Origin of the sequence: Bradyrhizobium shewense, assembly GCF_900094605.1 — a bacterium.
Lineage (GTDB): Bacteria > Pseudomonadota > Alphaproteobacteria > Rhizobiales > Xanthobacteraceae > Bradyrhizobium > Bradyrhizobium shewense.
In genome coordinates this window covers 381,008-399,814 of sequence record NZ_FMAI01000003.1, presented here as the reverse complement: position 1 = coordinate 399,814, position 18,807 = coordinate 381,008, and the positions used below count along the sequence as shown (strand labels likewise).

Annotated in this window: 20 protein-coding genes; 11 read left to right on the top strand and 9 right to left on the bottom strand. The window is 63.9% G+C overall.

The features are described from left to right. Positions 1–29: 29 nt before the first annotated feature. The 5 genes from urtE to urtA form a co-directional block, all read right to left on the bottom strand. Positions 30–725, bottom strand: coding sequence for an urea ABC transporter ATP-binding subunit UrtE (gene urtE / locus GA0061098_RS08790; RefSeq protein WP_018318770.1), 696 nt, complete (start codon positions 723–725; stop codon positions 30–32). 3 nt (positions 726–728) lie between these two features. After that, entirely contained in the window at positions 729–1,490 is a 762-nt protein-coding gene (urtD, locus tag GA0061098_RS08785) for an urea ABC transporter ATP-binding protein UrtD (RefSeq protein ID WP_091955950.1), read from the bottom strand. 6 nt (positions 1,491–1,496) lie between these two features. Beyond that, complete coding sequence (gene urtC / locus GA0061098_RS08780) at positions 1,497–2,666, bottom strand: urea ABC transporter permease subunit UrtC (protein ID WP_091955949.1); 1,170 nt, start codon at positions 2,664–2,666, stop codon at positions 1,497–1,499. After that, positions 2,663–4,270, bottom strand: a complete 1,608-nt coding sequence (gene urtB / locus GA0061098_RS08775) for an urea ABC transporter permease subunit UrtB (protein WP_091955948.1) — start codon at positions 4,268–4,270, stop codon at positions 2,663–2,665. Before urtB ends, urtC begins: the two co-directional genes overlap by 4 nt. 84 nt (positions 4,271–4,354) lie before the next feature. Further along, on the bottom strand, positions 4,355–5,677 hold the full coding sequence (urtA, locus tag GA0061098_RS08770) for an urea ABC transporter substrate-binding protein (protein WP_026202068.1): 1,323 nt from the start codon (positions 5,675–5,677) through the stop codon (positions 4,355–4,357). A 505-nt stretch (positions 5,678–6,182) separates the two neighbouring features. Between urtA and GA0061098_RS08765 the strand changes: the two genes are divergently transcribed. From GA0061098_RS08765 to GA0061098_RS08755, 3 genes are all read left to right on the top strand, one after another. Further along, positions 6,183–7,757, top strand: a complete 1,575-nt coding sequence (locus tag GA0061098_RS08765) for a DEAD/DEAH box helicase (RefSeq protein WP_091955947.1) — start codon at positions 6,183–6,185, stop codon at positions 7,755–7,757. A 23-nt stretch (positions 7,758–7,780) separates the two neighbouring features. Beyond that, positions 7,781–8,068, top strand: a complete 288-nt coding sequence (gene infA, locus GA0061098_RS08760) for a translation initiation factor IF-1 (protein WP_008131890.1) — start codon at positions 7,781–7,783, stop codon at positions 8,066–8,068. A gap of 257 nt (positions 8,069–8,325) precedes the next feature. After that, the gene (locus GA0061098_RS08755) at positions 8,326–8,538 is read left to right on the top strand and encodes a cold-shock protein (protein ID WP_028142093.1); all 213 of its coding nucleotides are present in this window, start codon (positions 8,326–8,328) and stop codon (positions 8,536–8,538) included. A 102-nt stretch (positions 8,539–8,640) separates the two neighbouring features. Here the strand turns inward: GA0061098_RS08755 and GA0061098_RS08750 are convergent, their stop codons facing one another. The 4 genes from GA0061098_RS08750 to GA0061098_RS08735 form a co-directional block, all read right to left on the bottom strand. Continuing rightward, positions 8,641–9,267 carry a TadE/TadG family type IV pilus assembly protein gene (locus GA0061098_RS08750; RefSeq protein ID WP_165637242.1) on the bottom strand — a complete coding sequence of 209 codons (627 nt, stop codon included), beginning with the start codon at positions 9,265–9,267 and terminating at the stop codon, positions 8,641–8,643. Between the two features lie 23 nt (positions 9,268–9,290). Beyond that, positions 9,291–9,872: a TadE/TadG family type IV pilus assembly protein gene (locus GA0061098_RS08745; RefSeq protein ID WP_091955945.1), complete on the bottom strand. Its 582-nt coding sequence runs from the start codon at positions 9,870–9,872 to the stop codon at positions 9,291–9,293. 230 nt (positions 9,873–10,102) lie between these two features. Continuing rightward, entirely contained in the window at positions 10,103–10,603 is a 501-nt protein-coding gene (locus GA0061098_RS08740; RefSeq protein ID WP_091955944.1) for a pilus assembly protein N-terminal domain-containing protein, read from the bottom strand. 150 nt (positions 10,604–10,753) lie between these two features. Beyond that, positions 10,754–11,581 (bottom strand): sterol desaturase family protein, encoded by an 828-nt coding sequence (locus GA0061098_RS08735; RefSeq protein ID WP_091955943.1) that lies wholly within the window; start codon positions 11,579–11,581, stop codon positions 10,754–10,756. 269 nt (positions 11,582–11,850) lie between these two features. Here GA0061098_RS08735 and GA0061098_RS08730 point away from each other — a divergent pair, with 269 nt between their 5' ends. From GA0061098_RS08730 to GA0061098_RS08700, 8 genes are all read left to right on the top strand, one after another. Further along, positions 11,851–12,015: a Flp family type IVb pilin gene (locus tag GA0061098_RS08730; RefSeq protein WP_007599783.1), complete on the top strand. Its 165-nt coding sequence runs from the start codon at positions 11,851–11,853 to the stop codon at positions 12,013–12,015. A 76-nt stretch (positions 12,016–12,091) separates the two neighbouring features. Next, entirely contained in the window at positions 12,092–12,232 is a 141-nt protein-coding gene (locus tag GA0061098_RS44815; RefSeq protein ID WP_162130992.1) for a hypothetical protein, read from the top strand. 123 nt (positions 12,233–12,355) lie between these two features. Beyond that, positions 12,356–12,880, top strand: coding sequence for an A24 family peptidase (locus tag GA0061098_RS08725; protein WP_091955942.1), 525 nt, complete (start codon positions 12,356–12,358; stop codon positions 12,878–12,880). Between the two features lie 128 nt (positions 12,881–13,008). Further along, on the top strand, positions 13,009–13,806 hold the full coding sequence (gene cpaB / locus GA0061098_RS08720; protein ID WP_165637241.1) for a Flp pilus assembly protein CpaB: 798 nt from the start codon (positions 13,009–13,011) through the stop codon (positions 13,804–13,806). 11 nt (positions 13,807–13,817) lie between these two features. Further along, entirely contained in the window at positions 13,818–15,293 is a 1,476-nt protein-coding gene (locus GA0061098_RS08715) for a type II and III secretion system protein family protein (protein WP_165637240.1), read from the top strand. A 20-nt stretch (positions 15,294–15,313) separates the two neighbouring features. Then, on the top strand, positions 15,314–16,048 hold the full coding sequence (locus GA0061098_RS08710) for a CpaD family pilus assembly protein (protein ID WP_091955940.1): 735 nt from the start codon (positions 15,314–15,316) through the stop codon (positions 16,046–16,048). Continuing rightward, complete coding sequence (locus GA0061098_RS08705; RefSeq protein WP_091955939.1) at positions 16,045–17,313, top strand: CpaE/TadZ family protein; 1,269 nt, start codon at positions 16,045–16,047, stop codon at positions 17,311–17,313. Before GA0061098_RS08710 ends, GA0061098_RS08705 begins: the two co-directional genes overlap by 4 nt. Before the next feature lie 21 nt (positions 17,314–17,334). After that, the gene (locus GA0061098_RS08700) at positions 17,335–18,804 is read left to right on the top strand and encodes a TadA family conjugal transfer-associated ATPase (protein ID WP_091955938.1); all 1,470 of its coding nucleotides are present in this window, start codon (positions 17,335–17,337) and stop codon (positions 18,802–18,804) included. Positions 18,805–18,807 lie beyond the last annotated feature (3 nt).

The window sequence follows — 18,807 nt, the reverse complement described above, 5'->3', positions numbered from 1 at the left end:
CCTCCCCCAGCCGGTCGCGGCAGAACGGCTTACAGCGCCATCTGGCGGCTGATCTCGCTCGCGTCCAAATTGGCGCGATCGCAGGTGAATTTCACCGCGCCGCGATCCATCACGGCAAAACTGTCGCCGAGTTCGCAGGCAAAGTCGAGATATTGTTCGACCAGCACGATGGCGATGTTGCCGAGGTTGCGCAAATAGGAGATGGCGCGGCCGATGTCCTTGATGATCGAGGGCTGGATGCCCTCGGTCGGTTCGTCGAGGAGCAGCAATTTCGGCCGCATCACCAGCGCGCGACCGATCGCGAGTTGCTGCTGCTGGCCGCCGGAGAGATCGCCACCGCGCCGGCCGAGCATGGATTGCAGCACCGGAAACAGCGAGAACACGTCGTCCGGAATGTGCTTGTCCTCGCGCTTGAGCGGACCGAAGCCGGTCTTGAGGTTCTCCTCGACCGTGAGCAGCGGGAAGATCTCGCGGCCCTGTGGCACAAAGCCGATGCCCTTGCGCGCCCGCTCATAGGGCTTGAGGCCGGTGATGTCGCTGCCGTCGAGCACGATCGCGCCCGACGAAATCGGATATTGCCCGACCATGGCGCGCAAGAGCGAGGTCTTGCCGACGCCGTTGCGCCCGAGCACGCAGGTCACCTTGCCCGGCTCGGCCGAGATCGAGACGCCGCGCAGCGCCTGCGCCGCGCCGTAGAATAGATTGATATCCTTGACCTCAAGCATCGCTCAGCGTCCCAGATAGACTTCGATGACCCGCTCGTTGGACGAGACCTGGTCGATGGTTCCTTCGGCAAGCACGGTGCCTTCATGCAGACAGGTGACCTTGACGCCGAGCTCGCGCACGAAGGTCATATCGTGCTCGACCACCATCACGGTGTGGGTCTTGTTGATCTCTTTCAGCAGCTCGGCGGTCAGATGCGTCTCGACATCGGTCATCCCCGCGACGGGCTCGTCGACGAGGAGGAGTTTTGGGTCCTGCGCCAGCAGCATGCCGATCTCCAGCCATTGCTTCTGGCCGTGGCTGAGGCTGCCGGCAAGGCGGTTACGGGCCTCGGTGAGACGGATCGTCTCCAGCACCTTGTCGATGCGCTCGGACTCCGCCTTGCTGCCGCGCCAGAACAACGTGCCCTTGACGCTATGGTCGACATTGAGCGCGAGCAGGAGGTTGTCCTGCACGCTCTGGCTCTCGAACACGGTCGGTTTCTGGAACTTGCGGCCGATGCCGAGCTCGGCGATGCGGGTTTCGTCCAGCCGCGTCAAATCGGTGACGCCGTCGAACAGAACCGTGCCCTCGTCGGGCTTGGTCTTGCCGGTGATGATGTCCATCATCGTGGTCTTGCCGGCACCGTTCGGACCAATGATGGCGCGCATCTCGCCGGGCTCGAGTGTCAGTGACAGATTGTTGATGGCGTGGAAGCCGTCGAACGAGACGTGCACGCCGTCGAGATAGAGCATTGCGGAGGTTGCGCGGTTGTCCATGACGTTCATTTGCGCTTACTCCGCCATCTTGGGTTCGGTGACGCCGTCCTCGGCCGCGGCGCTCGCCATGGCCGCGGCGCTGCGCTTTTCCTTCGACTGATCCCACCAAGCGTTGAAAGTGCCGACAATGCCCTTCGGCAGCAGCAGCGTCACCAGGATGAACAATGCGCCAAGCATGAACAGCCAGTACGGCGCGAGCATGCCCGAGGTGAAAAACGTCTTGGCGTAGTTGACGACGACGGCGCCGAGCGCGGCGCCGACCAGCGTGCCGCGGCCGCCGACCGCGACCCAGATCACCGCCTCGATCGAATTGCCGGGCGCGAATTCGGAGGGATTGATGATGCCGACCTGCGGCACGTAAAGCGCGCCGGCGACGCCGGCCATGCAGGCCGATACCGTGAACACGAACAGCTTGTAGGATTCGACGCGGTAGCCGAGGAACCGCGTGCGCGACTCCGCGTCACGCACCGCGATCAACACCTTGCCGAGCTTGGAGGAAACGATGGCGCGGCAGATCAGGAAGCCTGCGATCAGTGCCAGACAGCTCAGCGCGAACAGCGCGGCGCGGGTACCCTCCGCCTGCACGTTGAAGCCGAGAATGTCCTTGAAGTCGGTCAGGCCGTTGTTACCGCCGAAGCCGAAGTCGTTGCGGAAGAAGGCGAGCAGCAGCGCATAGGTCATCGCCTGCGTGATGATCGACAGATACACGCCGGTCACACGGGAGCGGAACGCGAGCCACCCGAAGCAGAAGGCCAGCAGGCCGGGCACGAGCAGCACCATCAGCGCCGCGAACCAGAACATGTCGAAGCCGTACCAGGTCCAGGGCAGCTTCGAATAGTTCAGGAACACCATGAAGTCGGGCAGGATCGGATTGCCGTAGACGCCGCGGGTGCCGATCTGCCGCATCAGGTACATCCCCATCGCGTAGCCGCCAAGCGCGAAGAAGGCGCCGTGGCCTAGCGAGAGAATGCCGCAATAGCCCCAGATCAAATCGATCGAAAGCGCGAGGATCGCGTAGCAGACATATTTGCCCCAGAGCGCGACCAGATAAGTCGGCACCTGCAGGAACGAGCCCGCGGGCAGCAGCAAATTGGAGAGCGGGATGAGGATGCCGCAGGCCGCGACGACGGCAAGGAAGATTGTCGCGCTGCGGTCCAGCGATCGCGTCAGCATGTGAGGGGTCATGCTTCCACCGCACGGCCCTTGAGCGCGAACAGGCCGCGCGGGCGCTTTTGAATGAACAGGATGATGAGAACCAGGATGGCGATCTTGCCGAGCACGGCCCCGGCGACCGGCTCCAGGAACTTGTTGGCGATGCCGAGCGTGAAGGCGCCGACCAGCGTGCCCCAGAGATTGCCGACACCGCCGAACACCACGACCATGAAGCTGTCGATGATGTAGCTCTGGCCGAGATTGGGGCTGACATTGTCGATCTGCGACAGCGCCACGCCGGCGATGCCGGCAATGCCGGAGCCGAGCCCGAAGGTCAGCGCGTCGACGCGGGAGGTGGCGATGCCCATCGAGGCCGCCATGCGGCGGTTCTGCGTTACCGCGCGCATCTCGAGGCCCAGCGCGGTGTAGCGCAGCATCGCGAGCAGGATCGCGAACACGGCGAGCGTGAACACGAGGATCCAGAGCCGATTGTAGGTGATGGTGATCTGGCCGAGCTCGAAGGCGCCGCTCATCCAGGAGGGATTGCCGACCTCGCGGTTGGTCGGGCCGAACATGGTGCGCACGGCCTGCTGCAGCACCAGCGACAGGCCCCAGGTCGCGAGCAGCGTCTCCAGCGGACGCCCGTAGAGGAAGCGGATGATGCTGCGCTCGATCAGCACGCCGATCGCGCCGGCGACGACAAAGGCCAGCGGCACCGCGATCAGCAGCGAATAGTCGAACAGGCCGGGATAGCGGGTGCGGATCACCTCCTGCACCACGAAGGTGGTGTAGGCCCCGATCATCACCATCTCGCCATGCGCCATGTTGATCACGCCCATCACGCCGAAGGTGATGGCGAGCCCGATCGCGGCGAGCAACAGCACCGAGCCGAGCGAGAGGCCGTACCAGGCATTCTGCACCATCGACCAGACCGCGAGCGAATTCTGGATCGAGCCGATCGCGCTCGCGGCGGCCTTGGTCACGGATGCCGGCTGGTCGCCCATGCCTGTGAGCAGCGCCAGCGCCTCCTGGTCGCCGCGCCCCTTGAGGGCGGCCACCGCCTCCAGCTTCTCGACCTCGGTGGCGTCCGGCTTGAACAGCAGGATGGCCGCGCGGGCGTCGCCGAGCGCAGCCTTGACGGATCTGTTGGTTTCCTTGGCGAGCGCGGCGTCGACCGCCTCGAGCGCGGTCTCCTCATGCGACTTGAAGACGGATTGCGCTGCCTGCAGCCGTGTTCCGACGTCCGGCGACTGGAGCGTCAGGCTGCCGAGCGCGGCGTCGACGCTGCGGCGCAGGCGGTTGTTGAGGCGGACCGCGCTCGCGCTGTCGGGAACGCTGGCCACCGCCTGGCCGGTCGCGGCATCGATCGACTTGCCGTCGGCACCGGTGACGTAAACCTTCTTGCTGTCGGGGTCGGCCATCAGGCGGCCGTCCTGAAGCGCACTGATGATGGGGAAAGCCAGCGGATTGCCGCTGCTTGCGACCACACCGATCGCCTCGTCCGTATCGGAATAATCATCGTTGGCGAATTTGGCGACCGCATCCTCGAACGGACCGGCGAGGGCCGGCAGCGTGAACGCGATCAGGAACAACGAGAGCGCAAGCGAGCAGAGGCGCGCGGACAAATGGGCTGGCACTGTGAATGACCCCGGCAGAAATGAGTGGAGAAGGCGGCGGGATCGCCGCCTTCTCCGGGCGTGCTATGGCGTGTCAGATCCGGATCAGGAGCCCGAACCGAGGCACTTGTTGGTCTTGGTGTTGAAGTTGCCGCACTTCTTGCCGACCCAGTCGCCGACCAGGTCCTTGGAGCCGTCGAGCTCCTTCGACCAGGCATCGCCCGCGACGAGACCCGGGGTCTTCCAGACCACGTCGAACTGGCCGTTGCCCTTGATCTCGCCGATGAACACCGGCTTGGTGATGTGGTGGTTCGGCAGCATCTTCGACACGCCGCCGGTCAGGTTCTTGGCTTCGATGCCCGGGAGAGCGTCGATCACCTTGTCCGGATCAGTCGACTTCACCTTCTCGACCGCCTTGACCCACATGTCGAAGCCGATCACGTGCGCTTCCATCGGATCGTTGGTCACGCGCTTCGGGTTCTTGGTGTAGGCCTGCCATGCCTTGATGAACTTCTCGTTCTCCGGCGACTTGATCGACTGGAAGTAGTTCCAGGCGGCAAGATGGCCGACCAGCGGCTTGGTGTCGATGCCGGCGAGCTCTTCTTCACCCACCGAGAACGCGACGACCGGGATGTCCTTCGCCTTGATGCCCTGGTTGCCGAGCTCCTTGTAGAAGGGAACGTTGGCGTCGCCGTTGATGGTCGAGACCACCGCGGTCTTCTTGCCGGCCGAGCCGAACTTCTTGATGTCGGCCACGATCGTCTGCCAGTCGGAGTGACCGAACGGCGTGTAGTTGATCATGATGTCTTCCTGGGCGACACCCTTCGACTTCAGATAGGCTTCCAGGATCTTGTTGGTGGTGCGCGGATAGACGTAGTCGGTGCCTGCAAGCACCCAGCGCTTCACCTTCTCGTCCTTCATCAGGTAGTCAACGGCGGGGATTGCCTGCTGGTTCGGCGCCGCACCCGTGTAGAACACGTTGCGCTCGCTCTCCTCACCCTCGTACTGCACGGGGTAGAACAGGATGTTGTTCAGCTCCTTGAAGACGGGCAGCACCGACTTGCGCGACACCGAGGTCCAGCAACCGAACACGACCGAGACCTTGTCCTTGGTGATCAGCTCGCGCGCCTTTTCGGCGAACAGCGGCCAGTTCGACGCGGGGTCGACGACAACGGCCTCGAGCTTCTTGCCGAGAACGCCGCCCTTCTTGTTCTGTTCGTCGATCAGGAAAAGGATGGTGTCCTTCAGCGTGGTTTCGCTGATGGCCATGGTGCCGGACAGGGAGTGCAGCACGCCGACCTTGATGGTGTCATCCGCGGCCTTGGCGCCAGTCAATGAAGCCAGACCGAGCACCAGTCCGGCGGTCGCGGCGAGCACGCCGCGGCGGCTAAATGACGCCGCTATATCGTGAGTGGATTTGCTAAACATGAGTGTCTCATCTCCCTGACGCAGACGTGAAAAACGCTGCGAAACGGCCCCACGGCCGCCTGCGATTAACGGATTCGCAAGAACCATGCCATGGACTGGGCACCTGACAACCAATTGGTTTTGCTGACAAAACTGCCAGAAATCAAAGTTTCCCGCCCCGGAACCAGCCCAAATCTTGAGCAATCCAAATGTATGCCAAAGCGGCAGGCTGATTACTTTATGAGCAAATCCTCTATTCTGGCTAAATTTCCGGCATAACTATTTTTGCACTGCAATCGCCGTTTTGGGCGAGATTGCCTTGAAAGCGCCCCCTCGATGTTCCATATGAGCAGCCGAGACCTCTTGCGAATCAAGCGGTCGTCGCGAGCCGCGTGTTCTTAAGCCCTTACGGGCCTCTGGCTTGCCCCATATCTCCCAAGCCATCCGACACCCCAAACACGCAGGTGTCTTCTCGACACCCTTTTGCGTGCGCCGCGCTGAATGCGCCGGGCGTTGCGCTTTTGACATGGAAAGAACCCCTCTTTTGACTTCGTTTCAGGACTTCGGCCTCGCCGAACCCATCGCGCGCGCTCTTCAAGAAGAGAATTACGTCACCCCCACCCCCATCCAGGCCCAGACCATTCCCACGGCGCTGACCGGCCGCGACGTCGTCGGTATCGCCCAGACCGGTACCGGTAAGACCGCGTCCTTCGCGCTGCCGATCCTGCACCGCCTGCTCGAGCACCGTATCAAGCCGCAGCCCAAGACGACCCGCGTCCTGGTGTTGTCGCCGACCCGCGAGCTGTCCGGCCAGATCCTCGACAGCTTCAACGCCTATGGCCGCCACATCCGCCTGTCCTCGACGCTCGCCATCGGCGGCGTTCCGATGGGCCGTCAGGTCCGCTCGCTGATGCAGGGCGTCGAAGTGCTGGTTGCCACCCCCGGCCGCCTGCTCGACCTCGTGCAGAGCAACGGGCTGAAACTGTCGAGCGTCGAGTTCCTCGTGCTCGATGAAGCCGACCGCATGCTCGACATGGGTTTCATCAACGACATCCGCAAAATCGTCGCCAAGCTGCCGATCAAGCGGCAGACGCTGTTCTTCTCGGCCACCATGCCGAAGGACATCGCCGAGCTGGCGAACGCGATGCTGCGGGACCCCGCCCGCGTCGCGGTGACCCCAGTGTCCTCGACCGCCGAGCGCATCAATCAACGCATCGTCCAGGTCGATTTCTCCGCCAAGCCCGCCTTCCTGACCAAGCTTCTGAAGGACGAGCCGGTCAACCGCGCCCTGGTCTTCACCCGCACCAAGCACGGCGCAGACAAGGTGGTGAAGTCACTCGAGAAGGCCGGCATCCCCGCCAGCGCCATCCACGGCAACAAGTCGCAGAACCATCGCGAACGGACGCTGGCCCAGTTCCGCTCGGGCGAGATCCGCACCCTGGTCGCCACCGACATCGCCGCCCGCGGCATCGACGTCGACGGCATCAGCCACGTCATCAATTTCGACCTGCCCAACGTGCCGGAAACCTACGTCCACCGCATCGGCCGCACCGCGCGCGCCGGCGCCGACGGCACCGCGATCTCGCTGGTCGCAGGCGGCGAGGAACTCAGCTATCTCCGCGACATCGAACGGCTGATCAAGGTGGCATTGCCGCGCGAAGATCTCCGCACCGACGCCGGCCGCCGCGATGCGGGTCCTCCCGCGCCGCAGCAACGACAGGGCCGCGGAGGCCGCCCAGGCCAGCGTCCGCAAGGCGCAAGGCATGGCGAGGGACGCCACGGTGACGGGCGTCGTAACGACGAACGACATTCCGACGGACGCCACCATAGCGCCGGCAAGCACGGCGATGGACGCCCCGGTGAAGGCCGACATGGCGGCGAAGCGCGACATGCTGACGGGCGGCCCGGCAATGGCCCGAAGGGCTCAAAGGGGTCTCGTCGTCCACGCTCTGGCGGGAAGACGCTTTCTTCTGCAGGCAGTCGTCCAGAACAGCGTTCCGCGCATAGCGCCGGGGCAGCTGATGGGATACAAGGCGTTGCCTTTTTGCGCCGTGAGAGTCGGCCGAACGGCCAACCGAACCGCAAACCCTATTCGCACTAGCCGTCCACGACCTGGAGAAATTCATGGCTAAGGAAGAGCTGATCCAGTTCGAAGGACTGGTCACCGAAATCCTCCCCGACGCACGCTACCGCGTGCAGCTCGACGCCGGACACGAGATCGTCGCCTATACCGCCGGCAAGATGAAGAAGAACCGCATCAAGACGCTGGCAGGCGACCGCGTGACGGTGGAGATGTCGCCCTATGACCTCGAGAAGGGCCGGCTGATTTTCCGCCACAAGGACGAGCGTCCCAGCGGGGTGGGTGGACCGCCTCGCCCGGGCCAGCGCGGCGGCCAGTTCCGCCGTCGCTAGGCGCTTGAGTGGAACTAAGATTCCGACCCTTATGTGGATCCGCCGCGGACATCGCGGCGGATCAAAAAATCGTGCATGGCCGGATTGTTTTGAGGCCTCAATTCCGATAAAATGAATTTATCGATTTTCGGCCGGACGACATTAGCATCCACCGGTACAGCCGGTTCAGACACGCTGACGACCCTTCCAAAAATTCGATCTAACCGGCCTGCGCAAGCAGGCTCTAACATTGTGTTATCTGAGAAGGGACTATCCCCGTGAGCATGGGAACCGTGAAGTGGTTTAACGCGACCAAGGGCTTCGGCTTCATTCAGCCCGACGACGGCGGCCAGGACGTGTTCGTCCACATCAGCGCTGTGGAACGTGCGGGCCTCGGCACGCTGCGTGAAGGCCAGAAGCTTTCCTACGAGATCGTGGCCGACCGCCGTTCCGGCAAGTCGGCAGCGGACAACCTCCGCTCTGAAGGCTGAGCCGCCGGGCGCTTGGCCCGATCGGCTCGCGCAAGCCAAAGAAAACAAGAAGGCCGTGCGCGACGCACGGCCTTTTTCCTTTTTTGCACCTGCTCGCCGATGTCAGCACGTCGATTGGTTGTTGTTATCTGGATAGGGATAGGGAACGCAGGCGACCTGGCGCGGCCGGGTGTAGGACAGATCGCCCAAGGGTATGCTCGACTTCAACACATAGCCTACGGAAGGCGTGTAAGTGTAGCTCGCCTCGCTGAGTATGAGGTAGGTCGACGGAATCAACAGCGACGCAGGAATCATGCTGGTGACCTTGTCGCCGGGCTTGCGGGCCGAGGTCGCCAGCGTCGCTTGCGTCGCACCGCTCGCAATGGTGCCGGCCCTGCTCCACTGGACCGTGGCGATGCTGTTGGCATCGATCTGGATCTGGGAGACCGTACCCTTCACCAGGGTAGCGTCGTAGGGCATGATGACCGAGATGCTCGCCGTGAACGTATCCTTCATGTCGGCATCGGTGAGCTTGACCGACTGCGATGCCAAATCGGACAGAGCCCGCGCGATCAATGTGACCTTGCGATCTATCGCCACCGCCGACGAGAACTCGACGGTGCCGAAGAACATCACCAGCATCAGCGGGACGATGACCGCAAATTCCGTCGCCGCGAGCGCGCGCTTGTCGGCGACGAAGTCGCGCACGGAACAACGTGCATTCTGCCAGATATTCGCAATCGCCTGCATCGGTCCGCTCGGATCCATCTGTCTCAGAAGGGTTCGTTCTTGAAGGCCATGGTCGCCACCATCAGCCGTTTGTTGCTGCAACCCATATTGTAACCGAGGCCGGTGACGATGAGCGGCCACTGATAGAACAGCCGCACCACCACCACCTGGCCGGAGGTCCCGGCACTGTACTGCATGCCGGTGGGGGTGAAATTGCAGGAATCGCCGTAGTTCGTCAGGCTTAGCGACCCGAAGGAGCTGGTGCTCACGACGTCGACGTAGAGCTTGCTGCAATCAAACAGCGCCGGGATCTGCGTGCACACATAGGCCTTGAACGTCGCCTGGTCGCACGCCATGACCACGTTGGGCTTGGTCTGACAGGCCGCCACCGAACCGCCCTGCGCTTGCGCCTGGCCGGTCAGAATCGCGCGCGCGGAATTTTGCGTGATGGTCTCGAGCACCTGGCTCGCGAAGAACATGAGCGCCGTTTCGATGATGGCGAACAGCAGCCCGAAGAACATCGGTGCGACCAGGGCGAATTCGACGGCCGCGGAACCGCGGCGGTTGCCGCAAAATCGGCCCAGCGCTTTCCGGAGTGTGAATCTCGAAGGTGCAGGCGATGTCATCGCGTCAAATTCCCCAGCAACGGGCGATCAACTGTCCCGTTCAATAGCGGAAACTGATTGTCTAAGTGTTTCAGGCGATCCGCAGCCGACGGACCGCGCCGTTAAGAATGCGTTAACCAGCAGCGCCCCGAGCCCACGGAAAGCGCGGCGGGCGCGCAGAGCCCCCTGCCTCGTATCCCCAAAGCGAGCCTGGCGGGATGCTGTCCGGGCAAACCCGCCGATCGGTGCTGCTAGTTGGACTTGGCCGGACCGCCGCCACCACCACCGCTGGCGCTGGCGCTCAGCGAGCCGGCCTGGCTCATCGTGTTGTTGAAGTAGGTGTCGCTGTCGCCGAGCGTCACGCGACGCTGGCAAAGCGGCACGCAGCTGTAGGATTCGCGCTCGATCCCGCGATAGACGGTGACGAGCCGGTCGCTCGGACCTTCGACCTGGATCTGGCGATCGACCAGAATCTCGCCGGCCCGGTCGAGCGCGATGAAATTGGTGGCACCATAGCCCTTGCCGGTCACGACGATCATGCCGCCGGGCTGGAGCGTGACGTCGGCGATCAGGGGATTGCCGACCACGATGGTCGCCACCTTGCCGGGCAGCCGCACCAGCTTGGCCTGGTCGACATTGACGGCGATGGTGTCGGCGGTGGGGTCGGCAAGGCCGGCGGCCGGCGATGCCAACACCGCGGCCGCAACCAGAAGACAAACGCGCGCCCGACGGCGCAGCAATTCTTTACGCATACTCTTACCCCCGGGACGTCACAAACCGGCAGAAGCGACTCGATACAACGGAGCCAGTGCCCGACCCGGCTAACCTGCCCTTAATTCGTGAACGTTCCGCAAACTCGCCGACTATTGTTTGAACAGACTGGCGTTTTCCCGCCTTCGAGGCTAGCGGCGGAACGGATAGGCGAACTGGCCCGCGATCTCCTTCGGCATGGTCGCTTCGTCCTTGCCGTAATCCTGCGGCAGTTTACCCTCGGGCATACGGAAGGTGCCGAACAGAACATCCCAGATCGGGAACGTGCCGGCAAAATTGGTGTCGCCGCCCTCCTCGAGCGAGGTGTGGTGCCAGCGGTGGAACACCGGCGTCGCCAGCAAATATTTGAACGGCCCGAAGCTCCAATTCAGGTTGGCGTGCACGAAGGCCGAATGGAAGGTCGTGAACGGGGAGAGCCAGACCATCGCGTTCGGGGAAATGCCGGCCATCAGCAGCACGACGTCGACGCCGATCGTGCCGAGCACGAGATTGACGGGATGGAAGCGGGCCGCCGAAATCCAGCTTATCTCCTCCGAGGAGTGATGGACCGCGTGGTACTTCCAGAACCCGCCGCCGTGGAACAGCCGGTGCAGCCAATACAGCATGAAGTCGGACAGGACCAGGAACAATCCGGCCTGGACCCAGAGCGGCATTAACGACAGCGGGCCGTGGCCATTGTCATAGAAGGCGATGAGTTCGTCGGCGTCGTGGATGTTGAAGACGAGGCTCGCGCCGACGACCAGAAGTCCGATCCGCATGGTGCGGGCGAACACCGGAACGAAGAACCAGTAGCAGATGTCGGTGACGATCTCGCGCTTGCGCCACCACGGCGCGCCGGCATTGCAGGCCCAGAAATGTTCGAGCACGGTGAACACCGCAGCGAGCGCGAAGGTGATGGGGATCACCTTGACGATGGTCTCGCCGAGCATCAGGGCGACTTGCATGGGCAGGCTCGACATCGTCGCCTCTCTTGCGAATTCCAGCTCTGTTACGCCTACGCCGCTAAATTTAAGGGAGCGTGAAGCCGGCGCCGCGCCGACGGTACATCCGGAACCGGAACGAATTACAGGCGCCGCCTTAAGACGAAATTCACTCTGGGCCAAAGCATCGCGCCGCAGGCGGGTTTGCCCGATCGAATTAACTCTACCGAAAGAGCTCGGCTCTCATGTTCATCGGGTCAAAGACGGCGCCGAACGAGGCGATCCCCACCCCAGATGGAGTTATGTTCATGAAGAACTTGATTGCACGTTTCGCGAAGGATGAATCCGGCGCCACCGCCATCGAATACGGCCTGATCGCCGCCGGCATCGCGCTGGCCATCATCACCGTCGTCAACAACCTCGGCACCACGCTGAACGCCAAATTCACCTCGATCAGCAGCTCGCTGAAGTAAGCGACCGACGAACGACGGCAAAAGCCCCGGATCTCCGGGGCCTTTGTTTTTCCGAAGACGGCGAGTTCCAGTGGCGTTGCGTAAGTACAGAACCGATGCCGCGATTGCGGCAAACGAGACGGCGGCGGCACAGGCCGGCTCGCCGGTCTATTGGGTCTGCCTTGCGCTGCTGCTTGCGACGGCCGCGCTCGCCGTGCGCATTGCCAGCCTCTGGTGACGACGCGTTCCGCGGCTTCAGCCGCATGGGTCGCTTGCTGCCGTTGTCGGTTTGTTTAGCACTGCCGGCTAGCATCGCCCGACGCCAGTTTCCGCGGCAAACCCAGGCCTCAAGACGCAGCCCATGATCCTCGACCTTGCGCGCCTTCTGCTCTTCCCGGCCCTGATGGCGTTTGCTGCCGCGAGCGATCTCTTCACGATGACGATCTCGAACCGGGTGTCACTGGCGCTGGTCGCCGGCTTCTTCGCGCTTGCCCTCGCCGGTGGCATGGCACCTTACGAGATGCTCAGTCATGTCAGCGCCGGCGCGCTTCTTTTGGTCATCGCCTTCACCTGCTTTGCGATGGGTTGGGTCGGCGGCGGCGACGCCAAGGTCGCGGCCTCCGTCGCACTCTGGTTCGGCTTCGCACAACTGATGAACTTCCTGCTCTACGCCTCGCTGTTCGGCGGGGCGCTGACGCTGCTCCTGCTCCAGTTCCGGCAATGGCCGCTGCCCTACGGGCTGGCGGGCCAAGCCTGGCTCGCCCGGCTGCATGCCAAGGAGAGCGGCATCCCCTACGGCATCGCGCTCGCACTGAGTGCGCTGATGGTCTACCCGGAGACCGAATGGGTGAAGGCGATTGATCTCGCTCACCTCGCGCTGCGCTGAACGCACCGGGTAAACCCGGCGTTAACGCGATTTAGATACGCCTCATTAACCATGCTTTGACGAATAGCTGGTCAACTGCCGATTACGGCGGCGTCAGCGTCGCGGCGTTTTGTTGGAAAGTGAAGCGTATGAATAGGGCACGCATTGTCGTCCTGGCGGTCGCCATCTGCGCCGGCGGTGTCGCCGCGTACCTGGCGAGCGGCTCGGACAATTCTGCGCCGCCTCCGGCCCCGGTTGCGCAGCTTCCGACCGTCGACGTTCTCGTGGCCAAGAACGACATCGGTCTCGGCCAGACCGTGAAGCCGGAAGATTTGCAATGGCAAACCTGGCCGGCCGCGACCGCCAGCGCCACCTTCATCCGCCGCAACGAGCGTCCCGAGGGCGTGACCCAGGTGACCGGTTCGATCGCGCGCGCGCCGTTCATTCAGGGTGAGCCGATCCGCGACCAGAAGCTGGTCAAGGCCGAGGGCTCCGGATTCATGGCGGCCATCCTGCCCAGCGGCATGCGGGCCATCTCGACCGAAATCTCGCCGGAGACCGGCGCAGGTGGCTTCATCCTGCCCAATGACCGCGTCGACGTCCTGCTCACGCGCCGCCTCAAGAACCCGGACCAGGCCGCCGGAGGCCAGGACGTCATCACGTCCGAGATCATCCTGGTCAATGTGCGCGTCCTCGCCATCGACCAGGCCCCGAAGGAGAAGGACGGCCAGAACGCCGTGGTCGGCAAGACCGTGACCCTGGAACTCACTTCCGCACAGACCCAGGCGCTTTCCTCGGCCCGTCAGGCCGGAACGCTCTCGCTGGCGCTGCGCAGCATTGCCGACGTCAAGATGAGCGAGATCACGCTCGACGAATCCGCCCAGAAGCGCGACGGCGTCTCGATCATTCGCTACGGCGTCCCGAGCTCGACGGCGAAAGCACGATGAGGACAGGCGACATGAAATGCAGGGCAGATCTGGCGACGATGCGAACCTCCATGGTCCGCGCCCTGTCGTTTTCGGCCGCGTTCGCGCTGGCATTCAACCCGGTGCTGACCCCCGTGGTCGCCGCCGACTATCGCCCCGGCGCGCCGGTCGCTGCCGACGGTCAGATGAACGCCCGCTTCCTCTCGCTCGGCATCGGCAAGTCCGTGGTGATCGACCTTCCGCGCGACATCAAGGACGTGCTGGTCGCTGACCCCAAGATCGCCAATGCGGTGGTCCGCTCGGCGCAGCGCGCCTACATCATCGGCGCCGCGCTCGGCCAGACCAACATCGTGTTCTTCGATTCTGCAGGCCAGCAGATCGCGGCCTATGACATCGCGGTCAAGCGCGACCTCAACGGTGTGCGGGCGGCGCTGAAGCAGGTCCTGCCGAATTCAGACATCCAGATCGACGGACTCGGTGACGGCATCGTCCTGACCGGCACGGCGGCGAACCCGATGGAAGCGCAGCAGGCCAACGACCTCGCCGCGCGCCTGGCCGGCGGCGCCGACAAGGTGGTGAACTCGATCGTGGTCCGCGGCCGCGACCAGGTCATGCTCAAGGTGACGGTGGCCGAAGTCCAGCGCAACATCGTCAAGCAGCTCGGCATCGACCTGACCGCGAACCTCAACTACGGCACGTCGGTGGTGAGCTTCTCCAACTCGAATCCGTTCACCGCTCTCGGCCACAACCTCGTGGACGGCAACAATCTGACCACGAAGTTCGGCGCGGCGCCGTCGGTGCAGGCCACCCTGCGCGCGATGGAAACCGCTGGCGTGATCCGCACGCTGGCCGAACCGAACCTGACCGCGATCTCCGGTGAATCGGCAACGTTCATCGCCGGCGGAGAATTCCCGGTGCCGGCGGGCTATGCGTGCGATCCCACCACGCATGTCTGTACCACCCAGATCAGCTTCAAGAAGTTCGGCATCTCGCTCAACTTCACCCCCGTGGTGCTGAGCGAAGGCAAGATCAGCCTGCGGGTGATGACCGAGGTCTCGGAGCTGTCGAACGAGAATTCGATCACGCTGTCGCAGGCCGTGACCTCGACGTCGGTGAACTCGGTGACGGTGCCCTCGATCAGGACCCGCCGTGCCGAGACCTCGCTGGAAATTCCCTCCGGCGGCGCGATGGCGATGGCCGGACTGATCCAGCAGCAGACCAAGCAGGCAGTCAGCGGATTGCCGGGACTGATGCAGCTCCCGGTCCTCGGCACGCTGTTCCGCAGCCGCGACTTCGTCAACAACGCGACCGAGCTGGTCGTGATCGTGACGCCTTATGTCGTTCGCGCGGTGGCGCCAAAGGACCTGTCGCGGCCGGATGACGGCTTCGCCCCGCCTGCGGATCCACAGGCCCAGCTACTCGGCAATATCAACCGCATCTACGGCGTGCCCGGCCGGACCGAACCGGCCAAGAACTACCGCGGCACCTACGGCTTCATCACCGACTGAGGCGGAACGGGGACTTCACGATGATCACAAGACCACCCCAGCTTCGCAAACGCGCCATCCGTCTCGGTGGCGCGCTCGTCGGCATGGCGCTCGCGCTCGGCGGGTGCCAGCATGACGAAGCCGTCACGGCCTCCATTCCCGACGACTACAAGCAGCGCCATCCGATCGCGATCGAGGAGCAAAATCGTTCGATCGTCGTCTTCGTCGGCCATGCCCGCGGCGGATTGACCGCCGCCCAGCGCGCGGACGTGATGGGTGTCGCATCGGCATGGTTGCACGAAGGCACGGGCGCCATCCGTATCGACGTGCCGTCCGGCACGCCCAATGCGCGTCCGGTCGCGGACACGATGCGTGAAATCCAGGCGATGCTGGCGGGAGCAGGCGTTCCGCCGCGCGGCGTCAACGTTCGACCCTACCAGCCGGAAGACAAGCGCTTCCTGCCGCCGATCCGGCTCACTTATTCCAAGATCGCCGCGGTCGCGGGTCCCTGCGGCCTGTGGCCGGAAGACGTCGGCCCTTCGATAAAGAACAAGAGATGGTTCGAGAACAAGGACTACTACAATTACGGCTGCGCCTATCAGCGCAACCTCGCGGCGATGGTCGACAATCCGTCGGACCTCGAGCAGCCGCGGCCTGAAACTCCGTCCTACACGGCGCGGCGCATCACCGCTCTCGAGAAGTATCGCAAGGGCCTCACGACGGCGACCACCTATCCTGAGGCCGACAAGGCCAAACTCAGCGACACCGGCAAATGATCAGCTACGCTCGCCAGACACACGAAGAGCAGCCGGACGCTGCTCCTCCGCCGGCCGAGGAGCATATTGCGCCCGCGCCGCGCGTCTCGGTCCAGGCCTTCTGCGAGACCGTGGAAACCGCCGCTGCGGTCCAGGCGGCCGGCGAAGACCGCCGTCTCGGCAAGGCCCATCTGAAGATCCAGATGGGGGGCATGGCCGCTGCAACCGAGGCTTACCGTTCGGCCCCGACGCCGAACGTCATCGTGCTCGAGAGCGACGGACGCAACGACCTGCTGGGCGGGCTCGACCAGCTCGCCACCGTCTGCGACGCCGGCACCCGCGTGGTCGTGATCGGCCGCATCAACGACGTCACACTCTACCGTGAGCTGGTGCGCCGCGGTGTCAGCGACTACGTGCTGGCGCCGGTCGGCGCGATCGACGTCGTGCGCTCGATCTGCAACCTGTTCTCCGCGCCGGAAGCCAAGGCGGTCGGCCGCATCATCGCCGTGGTCGGCGCCAAGGGCGGCGTCGGGGCTTCCACCATCTCCCACAATGTCGCCTGGGCGATCGCGCGCGACCTCGCCATGGACGCCGTCGTCGCCGATCTCGACCTCGCCTTCGGCACCGCGGGGCTCGACTACAACCAGGACCCCCCGCAGGGCATTGCCGACGCCGTGTTCTCACCCGATCGCGTCGACACCGCCTTCATCGACCGTCTGCTGTCGAAATGCACCGACCATCTCAGCCTGCTGGCGGCGCCGGCGACGCTCGACCGGGTCTATGATTTCGGCACCGACGCCTTCGACGCCGTGTTCGACACCCTGCGCTCCACCATGCCCTGCATCGTGCTCGACATACCGCATCAATGGTCGGGCTGGACCAAGCGCGCCCTGATCGGAGCGGACGACATCCTGATCGTGGCCGCGCCCGACCTCGCCAATTTGCGCAATACCAAGAACCTGTTCGATCTGTTGAAGGCCGCGCGCCCCAACGACCGGCCACCGCTCTACTGCCTGAACCAGGTCGGCGTGCCGAAACGCCCCGAAATCGCCGCCGCGGAGTTCGCCAAGGCGATCGAGAGCCAGCCGATCGTCTCGATCCCGTTCGAGCCGCAGATCTTCGGCTCGGCCGCCAACAACGGCCAGATGATCGCGGAGATCTCCGCCAACCACAAGTCGATCGAGATGTTTCTTCAGATCGCCCAGCGCCTGACCGGCCGCAGCGAGACCAAGAAACAAAAGTCGTCCCTGCTTTCACCCCTGATTGACAAGTTGCGGGGAAAATAAGCCGCCGCATGGAGTTGTTAAGTGTTCGGTAAGCGTAGCGGAACAGACACCGACCTTCGGGCGCCCAAGCCCGGCGCCGTGTCGCCCGAGCCTGCCCAGGCTCCGGCGCCGACGGTGTCGCGCGCCCCGCCTCCGCCGGCCGTCGCCTCGCCGCCGCTTGCGCCTGCCAAGGCGCCGCCGCCTCCGGCCATGGAGAGCCGGCGGTCGGACAATTATTACGAGGTCAAGGCGACCATCTTCGGCGCGCTGATCGAGGCGATCGACCTCGCCCAGCTCGCCAAGCTCGATTCGGAGTCCGCGCGCGAGGAAATCCGCGACATCGTCAACGAGATCATCGCGATCAAGAACATCGTGATGTCGATCGCCGAGCAGGAGGAACTGCTCGACGACATCTGCAATGACGTTCTCGGCTACGGCCCGCTCGAGCCGCTGCTGTCGCGCGACGACATCGCCGACATCATGGTCAACGGCGCCAACACCGTCTACATCGAAGTCGCCGGCAAGATCCAGCGCACGGGAATTCGCTTCCGCGACAACCAGCAGCTCCTCAACATCTGCCAGCGCATCGTCAGCCAGGTCGGCCGGCGCGTCGACGAATCCTCGCCGATCTGCGACGCCCGCCTTGCCGACGGCTCCCGCGTCAACGCCATCGTGCCGCCGCTGTCGATTGACGGCCCCACGCTCACCATCCGCAAATTCAAGAAAGACAAGCTGACGCTCGATCAGCTGGTCAAGTTCGGCGCGATCTCGCCGGAGGGCGCTGAAATCCTCCAGATCATCGGCCGCGTCCGCTGCAACGTGCTGATCTCCGGCGGCACCGGCTCCGGCAAGACCACGCTGCTCAACTGCCTGACCAATTATATCGAGCATGACGAGCGCGTCATCACCTGCGAGGACGCCGCCGAGCTCCAGCTCCAGCAGCCTCACGTGGTGCGGCTGGAAACCCGACCGCCCAACATCGAGGGCGAGGGCCAGATCACCATGCGCGAGCTGGTGCGCAACTGCCTGCGTATGCGCCCCGAGCGCATCATCGTCGGCGAGGTTCGCGGACCCGAGGCGTTCGACCTGCTCCAGGCCATGAACACCGGCCATGACGGATCGATGGGCACGCTGCACGCCAACAACCCGCGCGAAGCCCTGTCGCGCTGCGAATCCATGATCACGATGGGAGGCTTCTCGCTTCCCTCACGCACCATCCGCGAGATGATCTGCGCCTCCATCGACGTCATCGTCCAGGCTGCGCGCCTGCGCGACGGCTCGCGCCGCATCACCCACATCACCGAGGTGATGGGCATGGAAGGCGACACCATCATCACCCAGGACATCTTCCTCTACGACATGGTCGGCGAGGACGCCAACGGCAAGATCATCGGCCGGCACCGCTCGACCGGCATCGGCCGCCCGAAATTCTGGGAACGCGCCCGCTATTACGGCGACGAGAAGCGCCTTGCCGCTGCGCTGGACGCGGCGGAAGTCGCGCCGAATACGTGAGCA

Bases quoted from the DNA above. Each gene is read 5' to 3' on its own strand.
- GA0061098_RS08750 (WP_165637242.1), bottom strand. From the start codon at position 9,267: ATGCAGGCGATTGCGAATATCTGGCAGAATGCACGTTGTTCCGTGCGC.
- GA0061098_RS08765 (WP_091955947.1), top strand. From the start codon at position 6,183: ATGGAAAGAACCCCTCTTTTGACTTCGTTTCAGGACTTCGGCCTCGCC.
- cpaB (WP_165637241.1), top strand. From the start codon at position 13,009: ATGAATAGGGCACGCATTGTCGTCCTGGCGGTCGCCATCTGCGCCGGC.
- GA0061098_RS08705 (WP_091955939.1), top strand. From the start codon at position 16,045: ATGATCAGCTACGCTCGCCAGACACACGAAGAGCAGCCGGACGCTGCT.
- urtA (WP_026202068.1), bottom strand. From the start codon at position 5,677: ATGTTTAGCAAATCCACTCACGATATAGCGGCGTCATTTAGCCGCCGC.
- infA (WP_008131890.1), top strand. From the start codon at position 7,781: ATGGCTAAGGAAGAGCTGATCCAGTTCGAAGGACTGGTCACCGAAATC.
- GA0061098_RS08710 (WP_091955940.1), top strand. From the start codon at position 15,314: ATGATCACAAGACCACCCCAGCTTCGCAAACGCGCCATCCGTCTCGGT.
- GA0061098_RS08735 (WP_091955943.1), bottom strand. From the start codon at position 11,581: ATGTCGAGCCTGCCCATGCAAGTCGCCCTGATGCTCGGCGAGACCATC.
- GA0061098_RS08745 (WP_091955945.1), bottom strand. From the start codon at position 9,872: ATGACATCGCCTGCACCTTCGAGATTCACACTCCGGAAAGCGCTGGGC.
- urtE (WP_018318770.1), bottom strand. From the start codon at position 725: ATGCTTGAGGTCAAGGATATCAATCTATTCTACGGCGCGGCGCAGGCG.
- GA0061098_RS08725 (WP_091955942.1), top strand. From the start codon at position 12,356: ATGATCCTCGACCTTGCGCGCCTTCTGCTCTTCCCGGCCCTGATGGCG.
- GA0061098_RS08740 (WP_091955944.1), bottom strand. From the start codon at position 10,603: ATGCGTAAAGAATTGCTGCGCCGTCGGGCGCGCGTTTGTCTTCTGGTT.
- GA0061098_RS08715 (WP_165637240.1), top strand. From the start codon at position 13,818: ATGAAATGCAGGGCAGATCTGGCGACGATGCGAACCTCCATGGTCCGC.
- GA0061098_RS08730 (WP_007599783.1), top strand. From the start codon at position 11,851: ATGAAGAACTTGATTGCACGTTTCGCGAAGGATGAATCCGGCGCCACC.
- urtD (WP_091955950.1), bottom strand. From the start codon at position 1,490: ATGAACGTCATGGACAACCGCGCAACCTCCGCAATGCTCTATCTCGAC.
- urtC (WP_091955949.1), bottom strand. From the start codon at position 2,666: ATGACCCCTCACATGCTGACGCGATCGCTGGACCGCAGCGCGACAATC.